General features: G+C 69.3%; 24 protein-coding genes. 11 read left to right on the top strand and 13 right to left on the bottom strand.

The features are described from left to right. From DEIPI_RS33440 to DEIPI_RS0121420, 7 genes are all read right to left on the bottom strand, one after another. On the bottom strand, positions 1–608 hold a 608-nt coding region (locus DEIPI_RS33440; RefSeq protein WP_045234832.1), incomplete at its 3' end, for a hypothetical protein. Between the two features lie 18 nt (positions 609–626). Then, positions 627–1,199, bottom strand: coding sequence for a hypothetical protein (locus DEIPI_RS0121445; protein WP_027483127.1), 573 nt, complete (start codon positions 1,197–1,199; stop codon positions 627–629). Between the two features lie 8 nt (positions 1,200–1,207). Continuing rightward, positions 1,208–2,284 carry an AAA family ATPase gene (locus tag DEIPI_RS0121440; protein WP_027483126.1) on the bottom strand — a complete coding sequence of 359 codons (1,077 nt, stop codon included), beginning with the start codon at positions 2,282–2,284 and terminating at the stop codon, positions 1,208–1,210. A gap of 109 nt (positions 2,285–2,393) precedes the next feature. After that, complete coding sequence (locus DEIPI_RS0121435; RefSeq protein ID WP_027483125.1) at positions 2,394–2,921, bottom strand: hypothetical protein; 528 nt, start codon at positions 2,919–2,921, stop codon at positions 2,394–2,396. Beyond that, on the bottom strand, positions 2,918–3,406 hold the full coding sequence (locus tag DEIPI_RS0121430; protein ID WP_027483124.1) for a macro domain-containing protein: 489 nt from the start codon (positions 3,404–3,406) through the stop codon (positions 2,918–2,920). The genes DEIPI_RS0121435 and DEIPI_RS0121430 overlap by 4 nt, the downstream gene beginning before the upstream one ends. Before the next feature lie 67 nt (positions 3,407–3,473). Then, on the bottom strand, positions 3,474–3,917 hold the full coding sequence (locus tag DEIPI_RS0121425) for a hypothetical protein (protein WP_157463869.1): 444 nt from the start codon (positions 3,915–3,917) through the stop codon (positions 3,474–3,476). Between the two features lie 22 nt (positions 3,918–3,939). Continuing rightward, entirely contained in the window at positions 3,940–4,266 is a 327-nt protein-coding gene (locus DEIPI_RS0121420) for a barstar family protein (protein ID WP_027483122.1), read from the bottom strand. Between the two features lie 315 nt (positions 4,267–4,581). On the opposite strand from DEIPI_RS0121420, the gene DEIPI_RS0121415 reads away from it, so the two are divergent. Further along, positions 4,582–5,151, top strand: coding sequence for a hypothetical protein (locus tag DEIPI_RS0121415; protein WP_027483121.1), 570 nt, complete (start codon positions 4,582–4,584; stop codon positions 5,149–5,151). Between the two features lie 254 nt (positions 5,152–5,405). Here DEIPI_RS0121415 and DEIPI_RS35955 read toward each other — a convergent pair whose 3' ends face one another. The 4 genes from DEIPI_RS35955 to DEIPI_RS0121395 all read right to left on the bottom strand — a co-directional run bounded on the left by DEIPI_RS35955 (position 5,406) and on the right by DEIPI_RS0121395 (position 8,589). Beyond that, entirely contained in the window at positions 5,406–6,419 is a 1,014-nt protein-coding gene (locus tag DEIPI_RS35955) for a DUF4034 domain-containing protein (protein WP_027483120.1), read from the bottom strand. A 32-nt stretch (positions 6,420–6,451) separates the two neighbouring features. Next, entirely contained in the window at positions 6,452–7,639 is a 1,188-nt protein-coding gene (locus tag DEIPI_RS0121405) for a hypothetical protein (RefSeq protein WP_027483119.1), read from the bottom strand. Between the two features lie 60 nt (positions 7,640–7,699). Then, on the bottom strand, positions 7,700–8,122 hold the full coding sequence (locus DEIPI_RS0121400) for a hypothetical protein (RefSeq protein ID WP_027483118.1): 423 nt from the start codon (positions 8,120–8,122) through the stop codon (positions 7,700–7,702). Between the two features lie 284 nt (positions 8,123–8,406). Beyond that, positions 8,407–8,589 (bottom strand): hypothetical protein, encoded by a 183-nt coding sequence (locus tag DEIPI_RS0121395; RefSeq protein ID WP_027483117.1) that lies wholly within the window; start codon positions 8,587–8,589, stop codon positions 8,407–8,409. A 423-nt stretch (positions 8,590–9,012) separates the two neighbouring features. Between DEIPI_RS0121395 and DEIPI_RS0121385 the strand changes: the two genes are divergently transcribed. The 5 genes from DEIPI_RS0121385 to DEIPI_RS0121365 all read left to right on the top strand — a co-directional run bounded on the left by DEIPI_RS0121385 (position 9,013) and on the right by DEIPI_RS0121365 (position 13,735). Beyond that, positions 9,013–9,852 (top strand): hypothetical protein, encoded by an 840-nt coding sequence (locus DEIPI_RS0121385; RefSeq protein ID WP_169737182.1) that lies wholly within the window; start codon positions 9,013–9,015, stop codon positions 9,850–9,852. Between the two features lie 272 nt (positions 9,853–10,124). Continuing rightward, positions 10,125–11,450, top strand: a complete 1,326-nt coding sequence (locus tag DEIPI_RS0121380) for a hypothetical protein (RefSeq protein WP_157463867.1) — start codon at positions 10,125–10,127, stop codon at positions 11,448–11,450. Positions 11,451–11,458: 8 nt separating this feature from the next. Further along, positions 11,459–11,917: a hypothetical protein gene (locus tag DEIPI_RS0121375; RefSeq protein ID WP_027483114.1), complete on the top strand. Its 459-nt coding sequence runs from the start codon at positions 11,459–11,461 to the stop codon at positions 11,915–11,917. A gap of 11 nt (positions 11,918–11,928) precedes the next feature. Further along, on the top strand, positions 11,929–13,047 hold the full coding sequence (locus DEIPI_RS0121370; RefSeq protein ID WP_027483113.1) for an S-layer homology domain-containing protein: 1,119 nt from the start codon (positions 11,929–11,931) through the stop codon (positions 13,045–13,047). Positions 13,048–13,144: 97 nt separating this feature from the next. Continuing rightward, positions 13,145–13,735, top strand: coding sequence for a hypothetical protein (locus DEIPI_RS0121365; RefSeq protein ID WP_027483112.1), 591 nt, complete (start codon positions 13,145–13,147; stop codon positions 13,733–13,735). A gap of 72 nt (positions 13,736–13,807) precedes the next feature. On the opposite strand, the gene DEIPI_RS36955 is transcribed toward DEIPI_RS0121365, so the two are convergent. Then, a complete protein-coding gene (locus DEIPI_RS36955; protein WP_084474728.1) occupies positions 13,808–14,599 on the bottom strand; it encodes an IS5 family transposase in 792 nt (263 codons plus the stop codon). Positions 14,600–14,718: 119 nt separating this feature from the next. On the opposite strand from DEIPI_RS36955, the gene DEIPI_RS0121360 reads away from it, so the two are divergent. From DEIPI_RS0121360 to DEIPI_RS0121340, 5 genes are all read left to right on the top strand, one after another. Next, positions 14,719–15,198, top strand: coding sequence for a hypothetical protein (locus DEIPI_RS0121360; protein ID WP_027483111.1), 480 nt, complete (start codon positions 14,719–14,721; stop codon positions 15,196–15,198). A 303-nt stretch (positions 15,199–15,501) separates the two neighbouring features. After that, a complete protein-coding gene (locus DEIPI_RS0121355) occupies positions 15,502–15,735 on the top strand; it encodes a hypothetical protein (RefSeq protein WP_027483110.1) in 234 nt (77 codons plus the stop codon). A 166-nt stretch (positions 15,736–15,901) separates the two neighbouring features. After that, positions 15,902–16,420: a hypothetical protein gene (locus DEIPI_RS35950; protein WP_052351904.1), complete on the top strand. Its 519-nt coding sequence runs from the start codon at positions 15,902–15,904 to the stop codon at positions 16,418–16,420. Then, positions 16,396–17,181, top strand: a complete 786-nt coding sequence (locus DEIPI_RS33415; protein ID WP_157463866.1) for a M15 family metallopeptidase — start codon at positions 16,396–16,398, stop codon at positions 17,179–17,181. Before DEIPI_RS35950 ends, DEIPI_RS33415 begins: the two co-directional genes overlap by 25 nt. A gap of 96 nt (positions 17,182–17,277) precedes the next feature. Further along, positions 17,278–17,715: a stalk domain-containing protein gene (locus tag DEIPI_RS0121340; protein WP_027483109.1), complete on the top strand. Its 438-nt coding sequence runs from the start codon at positions 17,278–17,280 to the stop codon at positions 17,713–17,715. 130 nt (positions 17,716–17,845) lie between these two features. On the opposite strand, the gene DEIPI_RS0121335 is transcribed toward DEIPI_RS0121340, so the two are convergent. Further along, entirely contained in the window at positions 17,846–19,273 is a 1,428-nt protein-coding gene (locus DEIPI_RS0121335) for a serine hydrolase domain-containing protein (RefSeq protein ID WP_027483108.1), read from the bottom strand. Positions 19,274–19,324 lie beyond the last annotated feature (51 nt).

Genomic DNA, 19,324 nt, shown 5'->3' with positions numbered 1-19,324 from the left:
TCGACGAGCGCCGGGGGGAAGCGGCCGGACTGCACGGCCCTCAGGGCGTCGCGCCAGCCCAGCCGGCCGAGGTCGACGCGGCCCTGGTCGGCCCACGCGGCGTGGTCGTCTGGGAAGTCGGACTGCGCGGGGCCGCGCTTGCGCGCGTGGAGCTCGCCGTCGGCGACGACGGCCATCGCGGCGCTCGCGACGCGCTCGAGTTCCTCGACTCGCGCGGCGGGCGCGTCCCGCCACGCCTGCACGCCCTCGCGGGCGAGTTCCTCCTCGACCCAGCGGGCGGCGGTGTGGACGAGGTCGAGCTCCACCGCGTGGGTCGCGAGTCCCGTCAGGTACGACCACCAGGCGCGCTCGAGCGTCGAGCCGCGCGTGAGCGCGAGCGGGTCCGCGACAGTCCACCCGGCGGCGGAGACGCGCAGCGGCCGGGTGCGCAGCGGCGGCGCGCCCGCGCTCATCGCGCGCGCGGCGAGGATCACCACGCCGGGGACGAGGGCGTCGTCACCTCGCCAGGTCCGCCCGGCGAGGGTGACGAGCGAGTCGAGCAGCAGCCGCGCGACCTGCGGGTTCGCGGCGCGCGCGGGCGCCGGGGGCGTCCAGATCTCCAAGGTCATGCCTCCTCGTGCGAATGGTCAGTCGTCACGCTGCGCCTCGAGCGACCGGGTGTGGCGGCGAAGCTCGGCGGAGACCTCGCTCCACCGGTCGCCGGAGAACGCTGGAGACTCTGAGGGAAGGTCGTCCAGCCAGGCAAGGGGTTCGGTCGCGGCCACCACGCGGGCCGCCTCCACGAGCGGCTCGAACGCGCTGGGAATCCAGGCCAGCAGCACGCCCGCGCGGCCGAGCGGCAGGTACGCGAACCAGGTGTCCCAGGGCGGCAGGTAGACGTCGTCGACGACGCCCCGGGACGCGGGCTCACCCTCGCCCATGTGCGTGTCGGCGTCTTCGAGGACGGCCAGGACGCGGCCGGCGGGGACCGCGTCCTCGTGGTCCGTCTCGGGCAGGAGGGCCGCTCGCCGGGCGACCAGCTGCTCGATCCACGCCGGATGCAGCCGGGTGCAGCTCCAAGCGTCCGGGTACTCGGGGGGCCTCAGGACGGCCGAGCGCAGGGACGCGGCGGGCTGAGCGAGGTCGGCGCGCGGGTGGCACCAGCGTCGCGTCTGCCTGAGGGCGAGGAGGTGAGGATGCCCGGGCGTCCGGAAGTCCACCCCGCCTCCTAGTTGGCGACGCGCTCGAGGCGCCGGCCGAGCTTGTCGAGGAACCACGCGGGTACCGCCTCGTCCGCGATGAGGGCGGTAGAGAGTTCCGGCGCGACCTGCGCGAGCTTGTGCAGCAGCGTCACGGCCTGCTCGACGAAGGTGCGGGCCTCGCTTTTGAGGTCCGCCTCGAGCCGCGGGAGCTCGTGCGTGAGGCGCGAGCGCAGCAGCGAGACGAGGTGCGCGACGAGCGCGCGCTCCTTGTCGGGGTCCGGCAGGTCCTGCTCGCCGCGCAGCACCGCCTGCAGCGACAGCCCGCGCGAGCGGCGGGTGAGCCACGCGCCGAACTCCTCCGCCTCCCTCCTGGCCACGGCGCCCGCAACGATGCCCTGCACCCGGCGCGCGTGCTCGGGACTGCCCGCGTCGGGCATGCGGTCGACCTGCCAGCCGTAGAGCGCCCTCGAGGCGATCTCCCAGCCGCGGGGGGTGGTGCTGAGCTGGTCGTCGTCGCCGGGCGGGCCGATCAGGCTCTTGAGGCCGGTGTCCGCGACGAAGTCCCGCACGAGGGGATGCAGGCCTTGCTCTGCGGCCCACGCAAGCCACCCGCGGGTGCTGCTGACCTTGAGCTGCACGTGGTACATGCGGTTCATCAGCGGCGCGGGGACGGGCCGTGCGACGCTGTTGTGCGCGGTGGGGTTCCCGGCGCACACGACGACGGTGCCTTCGGGGAACCGGTGCTGCCCGATGCGCCGCTCGTTGATGAGCGGGAAGAAGGCGCGCATGACGTCGGGCTCGGCGCCGTTGAGCTCGTCGATGAACACGACGCTCGCTTCCGGGCGCATGAGGGTCGCCGGGGGGCACATGCGGGTGGTGTACGTCACGGGGTCGATGAGGGGCACCGCGAGGTCCTCGGGGCTCATCTGGGAGCCCAGCAGGATCGAGACGGGCATGCCGAGTTCCTGGGCGAACGCCTCGATCAGCTGGCTCTTTCCGACGCCGGGCGGGCCCCAGATCATGATCGTCTGGGTGGTGCCCATGCTGATCAGCAGGTCCTTGAGGCCTTCGTGATCGACGGTGGGGATGTGGTCGAGGTTCAAGCAGTCTCCTTGAGGTCGCGGTGTGAACGTCGCGATGCGGGCACAGGTGCAGGGTGAGGCGCTGGCTCGCTAGGGGCATGCTGGGCGGCCCGGATGAACGTCTGGGGGATCACTCGTCAGCCTCCAGTGACTCGAGGGTCACGAGGTCGACGCCGTCTTCCGCGAGGAGCGCGGCCACGGCGGAGCGCACGTCGTACAGGTCGTGCAGCCGCACGCGCGGCGGGAAGTCCGGCGCGTTCGGCGCGGTCGCCTCCACCCAGCCCGGCTCCGCCGAGCGCCGTACGGCGGCCTCGAAGCGCGGTCCCAGGAAGGGCTTCGCGCGCTGGAACCACCACGCCGCCTGCCCCTCAATCAGCTGGATGTCCATCAGCCCGACGAGGTCCTCGTCACCTGAGGCGAGCGCCGCCTCCACGAACGCGAACGCCCGCGACAGGGCCGAGTCACGAAGCGGACTCGACGGGAGCGCGAGGAGGAGGTCGAGGTACACCTGCAGCACATGACTGGTTCCGCTGTACTGGCTCGGCACGCCGTTCGTGCTGAACACCTCGTCCTCGCAGAGCAGCGCGACGGGACGCGCGAGTTCCGGTAGCGCGTGGACGAGGTGCTCGTGCAGCCGAGCGAAGGTCAGGTCGCTCACGCGCGCGGCGGCAGGTCGTACACCGTCACCGCCACGCCCTGGTCGGTGAGCTCCTCGCGGATGACGCGTTCGATGATCGTCCAGTCCCCGCCCGCGAGTCCAGCGCCGATGCGGGGCATGTGCACGCTCGCGCCGTGCTCCCGCGCGAAGTCGCGGACGCGCGCGAGCCCTTCCCGGATCGCGTCGTACCGGACGGGCGGGACGTCCGAGGGCCGTGCCTTGCGGGCGATGTCGTGCTGCCCGACGAGGTTCGCGACCCACAGGGTCGACTCGACGGGAACGTACTGGACCTGCCCGAGCTCGAAGGGCAGGTCACCCTCGCCCTTCGCCCAGGCGCGGTACGCCCGCTCGGGTTCGGGGTGTCGCTTCGAAAGGGCGAGGACGAAGCCGGCCCCCCAGTGCCCCTGGTCGTTGCAGACGTGCACAAGGACCCGTGGGTCCGTGCCTTCAGGCTTGGTGGCGTCGCCGACGAGGTAGGTGAGCATGCTGGAGCCAGCATCGCACGCGACGAGCGCAGACGCCTGCGCGAACTTGCTGACTCGAAGTCCGCCTTCAGGACGAGGGCGGGGGCCCCACCTCCCGTTCGGCGCGGCGGGCGAGCCGACGGGCGGGGTGACGTATCGCCTGCGTCTTCCCGCGCGCGGCGAGCTCACGGAGTTCCACGATGAACTCCACCTCGTCGCCTCGCGCCTCCACCCACTTCAGCGCGTGCGCCTGCCAGAAGGGCGAGTTCCACGCGAGCCCCATCAGGATCGAGAACCGCACCGGGAACGTCTCCGCGAGGGCCGGGTCCAGTCCAGCCTCCAGAAGACCCGCGCGGAGCCGCGCGAAGAACGCGTCAGGCTCCTCCTGCACGACCGTGACGAGCGACGGGGACACCCATGGGCGGAGCTCCTCCCACCTTCCGTCGACGTGCCGCACGCCCCAACACCCCTCGCGTGAGACGCCGTACGGCTGCTGGGACGCGCTGATCGTTACAACCTCCGTCCAGCTCACGAGTACCTCCACCGCGACACCCTCAGCATGGGACGAGACTCAGCCGGGGTCGCTCGTCTCGCGCGACGAAGCGCTCGTTCACCGCCGCCGCGCCACTCAGCAGCTCCTGCACCACGTCCGGCGCGAGTGTCGCGAACGCCCAGAAGTCCGGCAGGATCACGTGCAGCATCTCATCTGTTCCGAGCACGAAGCCGCGCATGCCGTCGTCCTCGTTGAGGTACGTCAGGCAGTCGATCCAGGCGCCCAGGTTCCGCCCGTAGAAGTCCGGGAAGCCGAACGCTCGGGCGCTCTCTTCGTGGAAGTCCTTCACGGAGCGGATCCGCGTGGTGTCGAGGGTGACATCGGCCAAGACGTCAGCGTAGCCGAGACGCCTCCTCATGGTCGGAAGCGCTCGGCAGAGCAGCGCGCGACGCCCTCGTGACGTTGGCGTCCTGCCCCGGCGTGTCTACGAGGTGGGTGGAGCGCCTCATGCTGCCCGATGGTCGGGCGGGTTCGAGGCCGCTCAAGAGCTCGCGGGGGGCCACGAGACGAGCGCTGGTCGCGCCCAGCGGCGTTGATGCAGGGGCACGAGGCTTGGCGGAGTGCTGTCCTTCGTCGATGAGATAGACGTAACTAGCTTGCAATCTTTCGCCAAGGGCGTAATGATGAAGCAAGGAGGCAGGACATGGAAAATCTCAAGCGTGCAGGCGCGTTTATCCCCCACATCGCTCTCCTCACCCGTATGGAGGCCCTCCAGCGGCTGATGATCCTCGCCAAGGTCCTCGAAGAGCGCGGCGGGCGCGCCGCGATGGTCACGAGCGACGCCATCACCGTCATCGGCGCGGGCGCCGACAGCGCGAGCGAGTTCGCCACCACCGGCGGCCGCGTCACCGACGCCGCCACCTGCTACGGCGCGCTCACCACCCTCAAGGGCCACGAGGCCGACGAGTACGCCGTCACCCGCGAGGAGCTCAAGGCCCTCAACGCCCGTGCCCAGGCGGAGATCGAGACCAGCGACGAACTCGCCGCGTTCAGCGCCACCCTCGCCAAGCTCGGCCTCCCCGGTGCCGCGTCCGCCCAGGCTACCCAGCCCACCGTTCCCGCGGCAAGCGCTGCCGCGGCCGACGGTGTCAAGGCCGACAAGGCTGAGAAGAACGACACCGACAAGCCCCCTGCGCTGCCCGACTTGCCCGCCTCACAGACCCGCGGCCGCCGCGCCACCGAGACGCCCACTGCGGACGCTTCGAGCGCCTGAACCGACCGCAGGAGGAGACGGCCCCGCCTCGGCGGAGGCCGTCTCCTCCTGACCGCCCAGATGTCAGCGATGCCGTCCTGCGCCACCTGCTCCAGCAGCAGACCATCCCAAGGCGGTTCAGCGGGCTCGGACGCCCTCGTCGTCCGAGCCCTGCCGACCGCCCGACGTGACCTCACCCTCCCCACGAACAAGCGCGCTGCTAGCGCTCCCTTCGAGGTTCATGGCGTCCCCCGTGCCGAGGGCGACGAGGCGGGCTACGCGCGACTGAAGATTGTCACCAGCATGCTGAGCGCCACGACAACACGGTAGAACAGCGTGGGCTTGTGGAGCACGTCGTGCGCAGCGGGCTGACCCCACGCGGCAGCTTCGCGCAGGGCGCGCTGCGCGGCGCGGGGTCGGTCCATGAGGTAGCGCACGCCAAACTGGACGCGCAGCTCGTCGTCGTCAGGGGCGAGGCGAATGGCTTCGTCAAGGAGCGCGGCGCCGTGCTCGTCGTCGTGGAGTGCGGCGAGCTGGGCGAGGGTGGAGGCGTCTCGGACGAGCCGCACGGCCGCCTCGGCTTCACGCAGCGCGCCCTCGCGGTCGTTCTGGAAGTCGTTGAGGTGGTGGGCGACGCGCACGTGCATGTTCGCGCGGAGCTCGGCCTGCTCGTAGAGGGAGAGGAGGGCGTGCTCGGGTCGTTCCACGAAGGCGCGAAGGTCTTGGAGGCTGCCGCCCCACTCGGCGCGCAGGTTAGCGAGCATCGCGCGGCGCAGCCGAAGCGAACGCGGCAGGCGCTCGAGACCCACCTCGTAGAGGTCCCAGGCGCGATCGCCTTGGAAGGTGCGGACGCCCATCATGCTGACGAAGGCGAGGAGCGGCATCGCGGTGAGGTCGAGAGCGGCCTCGCCGGCTGTCCAGGCGCGCTCGAGGGCGGCAGCGAGGGGCGCGCGGCGCTCCGGGGGGACGTCCTTGGAGAGGCGCTGGGTGCGGAGCCACCTTGCGTGGGCGAAGGCGTGCTGCGCCTCGAAGATCCTGGCCGGCGCGCTGCGCGGGTGCGTCTCCACCCAGGCGGTGACGAGCGGCGCGACGTCCTCGCGGTACCCGCCGGCGAGCCGGTACGCATGGAGGTAGTCCTTCTCGGGGAGGCTGCCGTCCTCGTAGCGGCGCTGGACCTGCTGGAAGTAGGTCTCGGTCCAGTCGGGGCCGTCGGCGCGCATGCGCTCGAGGAGCTCATGGCGTTCCAGGACGGGGAACGCGGTCGTCGCCGCGGGGAACACGTTGGTCACGAGGACACCTTAGCGCTGGCCTCACCTCGCGTTCAGAAGATGTGAGGAGTGCGGGTCGGGTGAGCTGGGCGCGATGCTTCCCTCGTACGGCCTCGGACGAACACGATCAACCTTAAATTCCCGACGGTGAAGCCCAGGACCGCTGCGTAGGGTCGGCCATGCCCGAAGGCCTGTGCGAACCCTCCGCCGAGCAGCGCGCGCAACGTCGTCGTGACGCCCCTGTCCTGCCCCAGGATGTCCACAAAGCGGGCGAGCGTCGCGCGCTGCTCGGCGGTCGGTCGGGTGAAGTAACTCCGCCCGAAGCCGCTCACGAGCTCGCGGGCGGCGCTCAGGAGGTGCGCGCGAAGCTCGCTGGGCGCGTCGTCCTGCCACGTCAGCAGGAGGATCAGCGCGTCGAAGCGCGGCAGACGCACCGCGAGCAGGAGGAGCTTGCGGCGCTGCTCGTCCGTCGTCGCGGACGCCCACAGACGCCCGAGCTGCTCCGTCGAGGCGAGGTTCGCGGCGAGCAGCGCCGAGGTCGCCGCGCCCACCTCCCGGCGGGTGCGGATCAGCGCTGCCTCCAGCTCCGCCGCGTGCTCGCGTGGCGCGAGGGTGCCGAGCGCGAGCAGCGCCGCCGTCCGCACCCGCGCGTTGGGGTGCGAGAGCAGCGCCCGCAGCCTCGGCAGGGCCGCCTCGCCGCCCACGTCCCGTACTCCGCCCGCCCAGCCACGCAGGGCGCTCACGCTCAGGACGCGCTCGTTCAGCGCGAGGTACGCGTCGCGCAGGTCCACGCCTCTCCGGCGCGCCTCATACTGAGCGTGGGCCCGCACGCCGGTCCGGGGGTCGAGCAGCACCACCCGCAGGAAATCCGGCACGCCCTGGGGATGAGCGTCGAGCAGCCTCCGCAGCGCCTCCTGCCGCACGCCGGCGTCCGGGTCGTGCAGGAAGCCCTCCAGCACTTCCGCGGGCGCGAGGCGGAGGACGCGGCGGCGCAGGGACGCGAGGACGTCACGATCGAACAGCGTCAGCCACACCGCTCGCTCCTCCTCGGGGAGGCCTTCCACGACCGTGAGGAGCGCCGCGCGGGTCGCGTCATCCGCGCCGGGCAGCACCTCGCGCATCGCGCCCTGCCCCGTGGGGGAGCGCAGCAGCGCGCGGACCCCCGCGACGAGGTTCTCGTCGCCGCGCTCCACGGTCTCCAGTCGCTCCACGAGCGCGACCCAGCGCGCCCAGTGCGTCACGTACGCCCCCTGGAGGCGGGCGTGCAGCGCCTCGCGCGCGACCTCCCGGACAGGGAGAGCCTAATCGCTGAGCCGCACGAGCAGCGCGCCCGTGCTGAACGGGTGCTCGACGCGGGCGAGGAGCCGCGTGGCGTGCTCGCGCACGCGACCATCCGCGCTTCCGGCGAGCGCGCCGAGCAGGCCGGGAGCACGAAGCAGGTCGGCCTCGTGCGTCTGCACCCAATGCAGCGACCGCGCGCGCCACTCCGCGAAGGCGCGGCTCCAGGTCCACAGCCTGTCGGTGGGCCTGGGGAAGAGTTCCAGGTCGCGCAGCAGTTCGTCCACGCGCGGCAGGACAGGCGAGGGCAGCTCGTCGAGGAACGCGAGGAGCCGCGCGGCACCGTCCAGGTCGATAGTGTTGTCCGGAAGGGCCGCCCGCACCAGGGCGTCGACGTCCTCACGAGTGGGCAGACGGACGGGCCTGACGTTCAGGGTACAGAACAAGAAGCCTTGCGACGTGCGCGAAGATGCTTGCCGCTCCAGGCTGGATGGCCGAGGCGCAGCCCGATGCCTTGGTCGGCCTTCAAGTCACCTGGAGCCCAGGAGGGGTACGATGTTGGCCGTTCTGTCGAGCTCTTCGCGTCGGTGGCGTCGACAGCGCCGCATGCTTCAACAGGATCGGTTCGTCGCGAGATCCGTGAGCGTCCGTGCGTTTCTCCCCCACGCCGTGCCGGTTCTGCTCGCAGGCCGGCCCGCAGGTGGTTGAGGCTGGCTGGACGCAGCTGGTCTTACTTGAGGTCGTCGAGGCGGAGGTTCCTGCCGCAGTCGCAGCGGAACTTCTCGATGGTGGACGGCCAGGGGTTGCCCTTCCAGGGCGCCCAGCCCGCTCTGGCCTTGAGGTAGACGATGTGCCCGCGTGGGTGGGCGCGGAAGCGCCACTCTCGACCGCAGGCGCAGACGACGGAGTTCATGCCCGCATGGTAGGGCCCTGAGGGGATTCGTGTGCCGCAGATGCGCGGCGCGCGAGGGTGGGGGCGTGGCACATTCGGGCCGTGCGAGTTTCTGATCGTCTGCTCTTCGGCTTCCTGCTGCTGCTGCTGGTGGGCAGCGCGGGGCTGATCGTGGTCGCTCTGGTTGGGCTGTTCTGAATGGGAGATGCCCCCTGTCTGCGCCGGGGGCACTCGTGTGTGTCTGGCCTGGGAGGCCGCGAGGCCCGTTGTTGACGCCCACGCGTAGCGCCGCCACCTCGTGCTTCGAGCGTAGACCACGAAGTCCACGCGCGCCGCGTGCGTGAATGCACTCTGAACACACGTGGGCGTCAGGGCAGGTGGGAGAAGCGCGGCGACCATCTCCCGCGATCGCCTGCAAGAGCACGATTCTGCTACCATCGCGTTATGCAACTATTACAAAAGTTTGCATCAGGGATTGTGGCGGTCACAGTGCTTGGGTACGCCGCGCAGGCGGCCGGCACCCCACTCGTCGTGCAGATTCCCACCCGCTCCGTCGAGACCGACGGCCGCACCATCCGACTCAGCCCCGAGTACCAGGTCGTCCTCGAATTCCCCCGACCCATCGACCTCGTCGGCGGCACCCGCACCGACCTCTTCCGCGCCACCGTCCCCGAAGCGCCGCAGGACCGTTTCCTCCTGCTCGACGCCCTCAACTCCACCGGCACCGCCAGTCTCAACGTCATCACCGGCGGACGCGTCCTCCCCCTCACCCTCCGGATCGACCCCAACGCCAGGAGCGGCACCCGCAAGTACGTCTTCACCGACACCGAACCCGCCACTCCCGTGGGGGAGGCCGGTCCCGCAGCGCGGACCGTGCAACCCAACATCACGCCACTCCCCACAGGAGCAAACGCCCACGACGCCCACTCCGACCTCCTCGCCGCCCTCACGCGCCTCCGCCAGCTCCGAGCGCAGACCGTCACGAAGGACGCGCCCCTCACCGCGACCCTCACGTCCGAACGCGACACGGACCGACTCGTCCTCTCCGTCCGCAACGCGGGTCAGAGCGCCCTGAGTCTCCCGGCCGCCCACCTGCGGCTCCGCGTGAACGCCCGCAGGGTCGCCGTCACCGCCGAGGACCTCACCGTGAACCCCGGCGAGACCCGCGTCCTCACGCTGCGCGCGGACCTCAAGCTCAAGAGCGGGGACGAGGCGCGCGTCACGTGGCCACCCGAGGGGACCACCGATCAGGCCGCCCTGGAAGCCGTCACGCGGGTGAAGTGACCGTGCGGGCACGAGCGTTCACCCCGCTGGCCCTCGCGTCCTGCGCCCTCGTGAACGCGCAGGACGTCCCCGGCTTCACCCCCGTGCCCGTCACACCCAATGTTCCCAGCATGACCGCGCCCTCGCGATCCTGGAACGGCGCGGGGGCCTCGCCGCCCGCCCTTCCCCGCCTGCCCGCACTGCCTGCCCCTCCGATGGTGGATGTCGCACGGCTCCTTCAGGAAGCGCGCGACACCCCTCGCGAATCACCGCCCACGTACCGTCCGCGTGGCGTGTTCTCCCTGGTGGACACCCGCCTCGGCACCCTCGAGAGAGGGAAGTGGCCGATGGTGGAGGTCATCGACGCCGAACGCCTGCGCGAGAGGCAGCGGAACCCGCGTGCCTGCCAGGACCGACGAGGGGAGGGTGCGAACGCCTCCTGCGGCCCGTACGAGTGGACCGTGCCGATGTCCCTCCTGAACGAGAGCGTCGACGCCGCGACGGGACTGCGCCGCGCCTGGCAGCGGTTCGAGGAACGCACCTGGTGGCGCGCGCATACCGCCCTCAACATGGAAACGGCCGTCCCTCTGCACTGCTGGGCGGGCCTCGGCGCGGGTAACCTGCTAACCACACGCTCCACCGTCCGCACCACTATCGACCCGCGTGATATCGCCCCGCAGCTCGTCGGCAGGATCCGCACGAGCACGCCCGACAACGCCCTGCACCTCGACGACTACACCGTCCTCCCGCAGGTTCCGCCGCGCGACTTCTGCGACGACCTGCCCTGGCAGCCCAGGGTCATGTACGTCCCGGGCGGTTGCACCTACGTCCTCGGTACGCGCGTCTTCTGCCTGCAGGGCCGGGACGCCGTCACCGGGCCGGGCGCCGCGCCCCTCTCGTTCGACATGAACGAGGCGCGAAAGCGCGTCACGGACGCCCTGCGGCACGCCGGGCGCGTGTACTACCCCTGGTACCAGGCGGACGCGCTCGCGGAACTCACGCCACCCAGACGCAAGGCGCTGTTCATGCTGCCCTGGGCGTCCCACGCGCCCGGCGCGGGCGCGCTCGTCACGCCCGTCATGAACGACGACGTCAGTCTCACGCAATACCACGACCTCGCGAGACGTGCCGGGGAGGCGCTCGGCGGCGTCTACCGCACCCTGAGCGCCCCCTACTACTTTCAGGTCGCCGGACGCTCCCGCGCGCTGGACGCGCTCGCCCAGGCAGGTCGCGCGGACCTCGCGAGGGGTGCGCCGGGCGCATGGAAGTTCGAGGAGTTCAAGCGTGAGCTCGGCCCCGGCCACCCCGCGTCCTACGACCGCTTCGGGTACGCCACGTGGTTCCAGGTGTGGAACCAGCTCGACGCCACCGTCCTGCCCGAACCTGCCGGTGCGCGCGCGCTGCGTACCCTCACGTACTGGGCGGGCGCGATCGACACGTACGTCGACCTCGGCGGGGTTCGCACGGTGCCCGTCCCGACGGGCGTGCTCGTCCCGCCCTACCACCTGCCCTTCGTGAATTACCGGGTGCACTTCACCTGGGTGAGCGTGCCCGAGGGGTACGGCATTCCCCGCGTGCAGGGCAGCCCCGCGTTCGATTACGGACCGCTGGTCCGATGAGGAGCTCCATGGCTCACCACCCGACCCCCACCGCAAGAGGCCGACACGCGTTCGGCGCGGCGCTCGCGCTGCTCGCCCTGTTCGTTCCCACCCCTGCCGCCGCGCAGACCGTCCGCGTGGCGGTCGTCACGGAACGACAGTTGCCGCCCTTCCTGCGTGACGAGGTGCTGATCCTCGGCGGTCCCTTCCCGGGCCGGACGTTCCAGCGAGCCGTCCTCGCGGGGCTCCGCGCGGGTCGCCTGCGTGCCCGCGTCGTCACGGGCGCGGGCAACGCGAGGTACTTCATGCCCCTCCGGAAGGTCGGAGGCGTCGTACGCACCTTCGACGGAACCCTCATGGGCGCCGTGGCCGTCACGGGCGACGCCGTCATCGTGCCCCAGGGCAGCCGATACCGGGTCGTGACGGGACCGGGCGTGACCGCGAGCGTCACCGCGCAGTTCGAGAACGCCTGGAGGTACGCCCGATGAGCTTACGACGCGTGAGAACGCTTCTGCTCGTCCTGCCCCTCGTTGCCGTGCTGACCCCCTTCACGAGCGCTGCGGACGCCGCCCCGACCTCCCCTCCCACCGCGAGCGCCGTGACCGCCACCGACGTTGCCGCCGGGCACCCCGCGCGCCAGGCCGTGCGGGTCCTGATGGAGCGCGGCTTGCTCTCGGGGTATCCGGAAGGAACGTTCCGGGGTGAGCGTCCCCTCACGCGGTACCAGGCCGCGATGATCCTTCACCGCGCCCTGTCGAGCGGCGATCTGAAGGACGCGACACTGACAGCCTGGGAGACCGGAGTGGTCGTGGCAGGCCTGCGTGAGGTCGTCGACGAGCTGGTCCGCGTCTCGGGTCGTGTGGACGCCGCCGCGCGGCGCGTGACAGAGCAGGAGGGACGCCTGCGCGGCCTGGAGGAGCAGGTGCGTGCTCTTCTCGCGCGGGACGGCGTGACGGCCACCACCGCGCCCGCCTTCACGGCCGAGCGGATCGACGCGCTGGAGGACGCCGTGACGGCCCTCGCGGCGCTCCTGAGCGTTCGTTCGACGCGGGAGGTCGCCTCGACGGCAGGGAAGCAGGACGGGTCCGGCAGCAGGCCTCCATCCCCGGCGTTTCCGCCCGCGCGGCCCGCTCCGGAAGTGCAGGAGGCCACGCCACCCCGCGCCCGGGCCTCGTTCGTGGGCGTGGCGGTCACGCCACCACCGCCCGGGCAGACCGGCGTGGGTGTCGTGCGTGTCGAAGCGACGTTCGGCGTCCGGAACGTTCTCGCGGGATTTGGCGCGCGCTTCGGGCTGGGATTCACGTCGGGCGTGGGCGCCCTCACGTTGGAAGCGGTGCTCGCGCGTGACCTCGATGTCGCGGGCATCACGCCCTCGCTCGGCCTGGGTGCCGGGGTGATGTGGAGCGCCTCCAGGTCTATCACAGCATCGAGTGCGGCCGACGTGTACGTCTCCGGGCTGCTCGGTGTGGACTACCCGCTCAACGACGCGCTGGCCCTTACAGGGGAGTTCGGCGCGCGGTACTTCCTCAGTAACCGCGGGCAGGGAACCGATCTTCAGGCGGACGCGTCGCGAGGCGTCGTGAGTGGCGCGCGGCTGGGCGTGGAGTTCCGCTTCTGACGTCCGACGCCGTAACGCGGGCGTTGCTTTCGCTTCCTGGGTCCCGTGGCCGCGTTCGCGCCGTGGTCATGGGCACTTCGCCCTGTAATGTTGTGTCATGACGGACGCGGACCTTCACGCCATGCTTCAGGACCTCGCGGACTGGGGCGGGTGTGAGCTGAACGACTTCAAGAAGCAGTACGGGGACGGGGCGTACCTGCGCGTGAAACGCCGTGACCTCGCGGACGTGATCGACACGCCCTTCGGGCGGATCATGTACCTCACCCGTGAGGGCCGCCTCGCGGTGGGTCTTACGAACCTGTACCACCCGACCGTGCAGGCCCTCGTGAACAACGTCGCGGTGCGCCGCTCGGTCGCGCTGCTGCTCCTTGAGGGCTACTTGAACCCGGAGCCGCGCGTGTACGGCAACGCGCACGCCCGCATGACCGATCCTGAGGGGAAGGTGGTATGCGTGAGCGCGCGCGCGACGACCTTCAGCTCGCAGGCGATCCGGCTGCTCGCCACGCGCCTGTTCGACGGCACGCGCCCCGAGCTCACGCGTCTGATCGTGTTCGTCCCGAAGCCCAAGCGGGGCCTCAAGACGTTCCTGGAACGCTACCCGGTGGAAATCAGGGACGTGCCCCTGCGGCCCCTTGTGACGCGGGTGGAGCCGAAATCGCGCGCGCGAGGCGAACGAGCGACATCTTAACTCGTGATTCAACCGCGACCACCGTCCTGGTAGTCGCTTTTCGCTGTCTTGCATAGGGTTAAGAGGCACGTCTCACCACCTATCACCGAGACGGCGAACTCCGATGACCGCGCAGGCCAGCAAGCACAAGCCGCGGTAGAGCTCCACACATCGCTCCTGCCTCACCGCGAGCTTCTCAAACCCCACCAGCCAACTGAGTGACCGCTCCACACACCACCGATGCCGTTCCAACCGCGCGCTCAACTCCACGCCAAGTCGCGCGATCCTCGGCTTGATTCGCCGAGCCCTGAGCGCTCTGCGACACCAGCGCGCGTCGTAGGCCTTGTCCGTGCGCAACTTGGACGGCCGCCGCCGAGGGCGTCCTGGCCGACCGTTCCGAACTGGCGGGACTGCGTCGACCGTCGCTTCCGACTGCCGGTTGTCGTGCACGTTCGCGCCCGACACGGTCAGCGCCGACGGCGTCCCGGCCCGGTCCACCAGCAGATGGATCTTCGAGCCGCTCTTGCCACGGACCGTCGGACACGGTCCGCAAGCCTTCCCACCTTTTGGGGCGGGAATGCTGACCAAGTCAAGCGACGCCCGCAACCGATCGAGCAGCTCAGCGGTGTGCAACTGTTCCAGAACGGCACGGTGCAAAGCCGTCCAGACACCTGCGGCCTGCCACTCCTTGAACTGGCGCCAGCACGTCAAGCCACTTCCGAACCCGAGTTGTCGGGGCAAGGCACGCCAAGGAAGGCCGTAGCGCAGGACAAACAAGATGCCGCTGAGCACCGCGCTGTTGTCGAGACGAGGACGACCACTCTTGGGCCGCGGAGGGACCGGAAGAAGTGGAGCTGCGAGACCCCACAACTCGTCTGGAAACAGCTGCTGAGTTGCCGCCGCGAGCTAGACAGGCAGGTTTCCGATAACGTGTGCCGGGCGGCTCTGATGTCCAAGCGCGACAAGCGGCCACGAGGACCTGAAAGGCGCGGCACACTGAGCCCATGTCGGGTGACGTGAGCGCGTTCGAGGTGTACGAGCCGGGGTGGTTCCTGAGCATGTCCGGTTCAGGGTTGGTTTGTCGGATGGAAGAGCAGGATGGGAATGTTGAGGTCGTGCTGACCTTCCCAGCGGTGATTCCACGGAACTCGTCCTTGACGGGGGTGGCGGTGTCGCCCGATGGGGCGTTCCGCTGGGTGGATCGCGCAGAGGACGCGACCGAGAGCAAACGGTTCGAAGTCCTGACGGACGTTAGGGCGTTGGTGCTCGAAACAGACCTGGCGGTGGTGTGGGACGTGGCGGTGCGCAAACGAGCGCCGCGGATGGACGACGCGTTGTCAGGAGAGGAAGGCGTCTACCGGCGACTCGTGGAGGGGAACCGCTGGGTGTGGTGGTTCGTGGGCGACTCGGTAGAGGTGTGGTTGGACGCGGAGGACCTGCGGTTCAAGCGTGTCGACGTCTGGCGCGTGCAGAGCCTATCCTAGTAGGCCCGGGTCGACGCCGCGGGTATTGAGCTTCACCTCTTAACAGAGCGATTCTGGAAAGTGATGCAACAAGCTGCAGCGCGTCCACACCGCATCCACCCTCAAAGCGCAGCCCGAGCGACCCGCCCTGCTTCTCCTTACCGCAAAGCGGCAAGCGCGTGTGTGATCCTTGTACACTGATCCCATGACGACGCGCCGTCACCACGCCATTATTGCCAGCAGCGGGGCTTCCCAAGGCTGACAGTTCCCGGCCGCGTACCCCCGAACCCACCGGTTCGGGGGTTTTTGTTTGAAAGGAGCAGCATGACCCAGCTTCACATGACCCTCAACGACGAACCCACCGCCCTCCGTCGCGTTCTGTCGCTCCTCGCCCGCAAGCAGTGCGCGATCACCCGCCTGTACGCTCAGAGCGAGGGCCCCACCCTCCGGGTGCAGGTCCACTTCGAGTCCAACGCGGTTTCCGCTGCTCATGTCATGCACCTGCTGGGCGCTCTGCACGACGTCTTGTCCCTCACGGTGAACGACACAACTCTCTGAACAGTTAGGGGCTCGTTTGAGGCAGGGCCGAGGCTGCGCTTATGTACTTCGAGACCCGTCGAGGAGAAACGGCTCGCAGACCGCGCCTTCTCCAGGTACGCCTGGAGGCGCTGCAGGACGCCTCATCTGCGCCGCCGGACCGTGGCCGGCTGGTTAGACTCGTGGCATGACCCGCGCCCTACTGCTGCTGTCCTTTCTGACCACCGGCGCCGCGTCCGCCGCCAGCCAACCCATCAAGGGCCTCCTCACCGGCGACCGGGCCGTCCGGTCCTTCTCACAACCCCTCCCGAACCTGCTGAGCTTCCAGTACCAGACCTCGGACGGCACGACCCTCGCGATGGGCATGCTCGTCGGGAACGCGGGGACGGGCGGCCGCGTCACGGACCTCAGCATCCTCGCGCTGCGCGAGTACCTCACACCCGCCGAGCGGCGCGTGCTGCGCGACGTGGTCGTGCGTGTCGCCCTGAAGTGCTTCAACATCCGCGCGGAGCGGCAGAACGCGATGAGCGCGTGGCTGGACGCCATGAACGCGGGCACCTTCCGGGACAAGACGAGTACGTTTGGGCCGCTGCGTCTGACGTTCCAGCGGTACATCAGCGACAACGGGGACTTCACGACCTTCGTGCGGATCAACCGGACGGGTACGCCGGGGCAGACGCCGTGGATCAACTACTGTACCCACTGAGGGGGGCGCTGCTGGGTCTCGCGGCGTTGACGCACGTGAGCGCCAACCCGATCGCTCCGGCCGCATCAAACGGGGCGCAGCGTCTGGTCGAAGCGTACCCGGCGTTCCTAGAGCGCGTCGACGGGAACGACGTCGTCTGGCGTGACGGAACGCGCATGCCCTTCGAGGTCGGGCGGACGCCCGCGTCGTACGTGGAGCGGCTCGACCACGCGGACCTCGCGGATCAGATGAGCGTGCCGTACCCGTCGCTCGCGCCGATCACACCTCCGGCTTGGAACGTGGATCCGGGTCGAATGCGGTTCGAGCCGCTGTTCGAGAAGATGTACGGCGCTTCCTCGGGGGAGGTGCAGCGCAACCTCGTGGGGGTCGCGTGGTTTGGGCAAACGCTGCTGTTCTCAAAGGTGAACGGCGCGGACCGCGCGCTCGCGCTGGTCGCGGCGGACGTGGCGAAGCAGCCGGAACTGCTGGCGTTTGTGCGGCCATCGGCGGGGACGTTCGTGTGGCGCACCATCGCGGGCTCGTCGCGGCGGAGCACACACGCGTACGGGATCGCGATCGACGTGAACACGCGCGTGTCGGATTACTGGCGCTGGTCGGGCGCGAAGGAGGGCGCGCGGGGCCTCACCTACCGGAACCGGGTCCCCCTGGCGCTGGTGCGCATCTTCGAGCGGCACGGGTTCGTGTGGGGAGGACGGTGGTACCACTACGACACCATGCACTTCGAGTACCGTCCTGAACTCGCGGCGCCTCACGCGAATTGACCAGGAGGAGGGTTCAGTCGACGTCACGGTCACGGACCTTGGGCGCGGGCACTCTGGACGAACCTCAGCAGATCACACGTGGATGATGGGGACGTAATGATGCCGACGGTGCTCGAAGGGGAGTCCCATCGCGCAACGGCAGGCTCGTCGAGTACGCTGAAGACCTCTACGAGCGTGTCCGGGGAGAGGGTCGACGGTGCCTTGCCCCGTCCGAACGGAGCGACGCCGGGTCGGCTGTACTTCCCGGCCGTCCGGTTCCGGGACGTCGGGTTGGTGAGCCGACGTCCCGACGGCTCGTACGAGTTCACCGGCAAGTCGAACCGTCTCGTTGTACAGATCGGACGGGTCACCGGAACACTCAACGGTGCGTCGCTGCCGCTCGCCGGGAAGCCCGTGATGGTCGGAGGACAACTGTATGTCCCGGCCCGCGCGCTGGAAGCACTCGGTTGTCAGCTGCAACTCGCCTACGTGCCGTTCGTTGATTTGTTCTGCGACTTCCGGGACATCTTCGGTGTCCAGCTGCAACAGTGGTGACCTCATCCATCCTTGCACCATGACGATCCTGCTTTCGAAGGTCGGAGCAGCGTGCTTCACGCCGCTCTCGAACACTTTTCGAGTGCCGTCCGGGCTGGACACTGAAGGACGGGAGCCTTCATGCGACTTGTCATGGGAGAACTCGGACGGCGTGAACCTGGCCGTTCACGAGCAAGTTCGTCCTCCCGTCCGGCGCGACCTCAAAGGTGAAGTCGGTATTGTCGAAGGGGATGTAGCTGCTGTAGGCCACGAACTTCCCCTCGGCCACCTCGCGGAGCCTGAACTCCATCGGAAGGTACGGGTCGGCGATTTCACCGACCAGCGTTCCCTCCCGCACCGTGAGGCGAAGGTGACCTTCGTTCGGTGAGTCGTACTCTCCGAGGATCGACGTCCACCGCGCGGGATCCTGCTTGAAATCAGTGCTGGGGCGCGCGGGAGGCATCCTGGAAGGTTCGGGGGTGCGGCCCCGCAGCAGATCCAGCAGCCCCTGAGCGACTTCGTCCTTGGTCCGCGACACAATGTTGGACAACACCGCCACCCCCAGTCCGTTGGCAGGGTCAAGCAGGAACATCGACCCGCTGACGAGAATGTTGCCGCTGTGGTAGACCACGCCGGCTCCATTGGTCGTGTTGAGCATCCACCCCAGGCCGTAATCCCGGGTTGAGTTCATGGTCGCCTGCTTGGACCACATCTCGTTGAGCAGTGCGGGGCGCAGCACGGAGGTCCTGCCCTGGTGAGTGGCGAGCAGTGCCCTGAGGTACAAGCCGGCGTCGTTCGCAGACATCATCAGCAGTCCTGCCGGGTTGAGGCTACGGGTGAACGGAAGTCGCATGGCCTCATACGTCTGGTCGTACTTGAGGTACGAGCGGCTCAATCCCAGCCGTTCCGCTTCACGACCGTCGAAGGTGGCGCGGTTCATCCTGAGCGGTTCGAACACGTGACGGCGAAGGTACTCTTCGTAGGTTTGACCGCTGACGCGGCTGATGAGAACGCCGAGGATGACATAGCCATCGTTGGCATACTCGAACCGGCTGCCGGGGTCGCTCGTCAGAGGATTGGCGAGCAGGGCCTGCAGGCGGCGCATGGGCGCTTGTGGACTGATGTCGCGGTCCAGCGCGGTGGATGAGGGAAGTCCGGACGTATGGCTGAGCAGCTGCCGAACCGTGATTCGACGGGCGCGAAGGTCAGACGGGGTGAACTCTGGAAGGTAGTCTCGCACGGGCGCGTCGAGTTCGACTCGACCTGCACTGACAAGTTGCATGACCGCGAGCGCTGTGAGGGTCTTGGTGGTCGAGCCGATCCCCACCGGGGTGTACCTGGACATGGGGCGGCGCGACGCCAGGTCCGCAACGCCATATGCGCGTGTCAGTACCCTTCCGTCCTTGACGATGGCGATGGCCACGCCAGGGACACCACCCGCCTGCATCCGCTGTTGGACGAAGGTGTCGATGCGTCGGAGGGTGGACGCGTCGAGTGTGGACGCCTGTGCGGAGAACAGGGCGGTGCTCAGAAGACCCAAGGAACGTGCCGAAATCAAACGTAGAACCCGCTGAGTCATGATGCTCCTCTTCTGTCAGGTTGATCGGTAGGATTCTCGGCCGATGGCCTC

The sequence above is a fragment of the Deinococcus pimensis DSM 21231 genome (genome assembly GCF_000519345.1).
Lineage (GTDB): Bacteria > Deinococcota > Deinococci > Deinococcales > Deinococcaceae > Deinococcus_A > Deinococcus_A pimensis.
Note: the sequence above shows the minus strand (reverse complement) of the source record. Positions and strands in the feature narration are given on the sequence as shown.

Coding starts and splice junctions, on each gene's coding strand:
- DEIPI_RS0121395 (WP_027483117.1), bottom strand. CDS start 8,589: ATGAACTCCGTCGTCTGCGCCTGCGGTCGAGAGTGGCGCTTCCGCGCC.
- DEIPI_RS0121340 (WP_027483109.1), top strand. CDS start 17,278: ATGATGCCGACGGTGCTCGAAGGGGAGTCCCATCGCGCAACGGCAGGC.
- DEIPI_RS0121365 (WP_027483112.1), top strand. CDS start 13,145: ATGACGGACGCGGACCTTCACGCCATGCTTCAGGACCTCGCGGACTGG.
- DEIPI_RS0121375 (WP_027483114.1), top strand. CDS start 11,459: ATGGCTCACCACCCGACCCCCACCGCAAGAGGCCGACACGCGTTCGGC.
- DEIPI_RS0121415 (WP_027483121.1), top strand. CDS start 4,582: ATGGAAAATCTCAAGCGTGCAGGCGCGTTTATCCCCCACATCGCTCTC.
- DEIPI_RS0121360 (WP_027483111.1), top strand. CDS start 14,719: ATGTCGGGTGACGTGAGCGCGTTCGAGGTGTACGAGCCGGGGTGGTTC.
- DEIPI_RS35950 (WP_052351904.1), top strand. CDS start 15,902: ATGACCCGCGCCCTACTGCTGCTGTCCTTTCTGACCACCGGCGCCGCG.
- DEIPI_RS0121385 (WP_169737182.1), top strand. CDS start 9,013: ATGCAACTATTACAAAAGTTTGCATCAGGGATTGTGGCGGTCACAGTG.
- DEIPI_RS0121355 (WP_027483110.1), top strand. CDS start 15,502: ATGACCCAGCTTCACATGACCCTCAACGACGAACCCACCGCCCTCCGT.
- DEIPI_RS0121335 (WP_027483108.1), bottom strand. CDS start 19,273: ATGACTCAGCGGGTTCTACGTTTGATTTCGGCACGTTCCTTGGGTCTT.
- DEIPI_RS0121430 (WP_027483124.1), bottom strand. CDS start 3,406: ATGCTCACCTACCTCGTCGGCGACGCCACCAAGCCTGAAGGCACGGAC.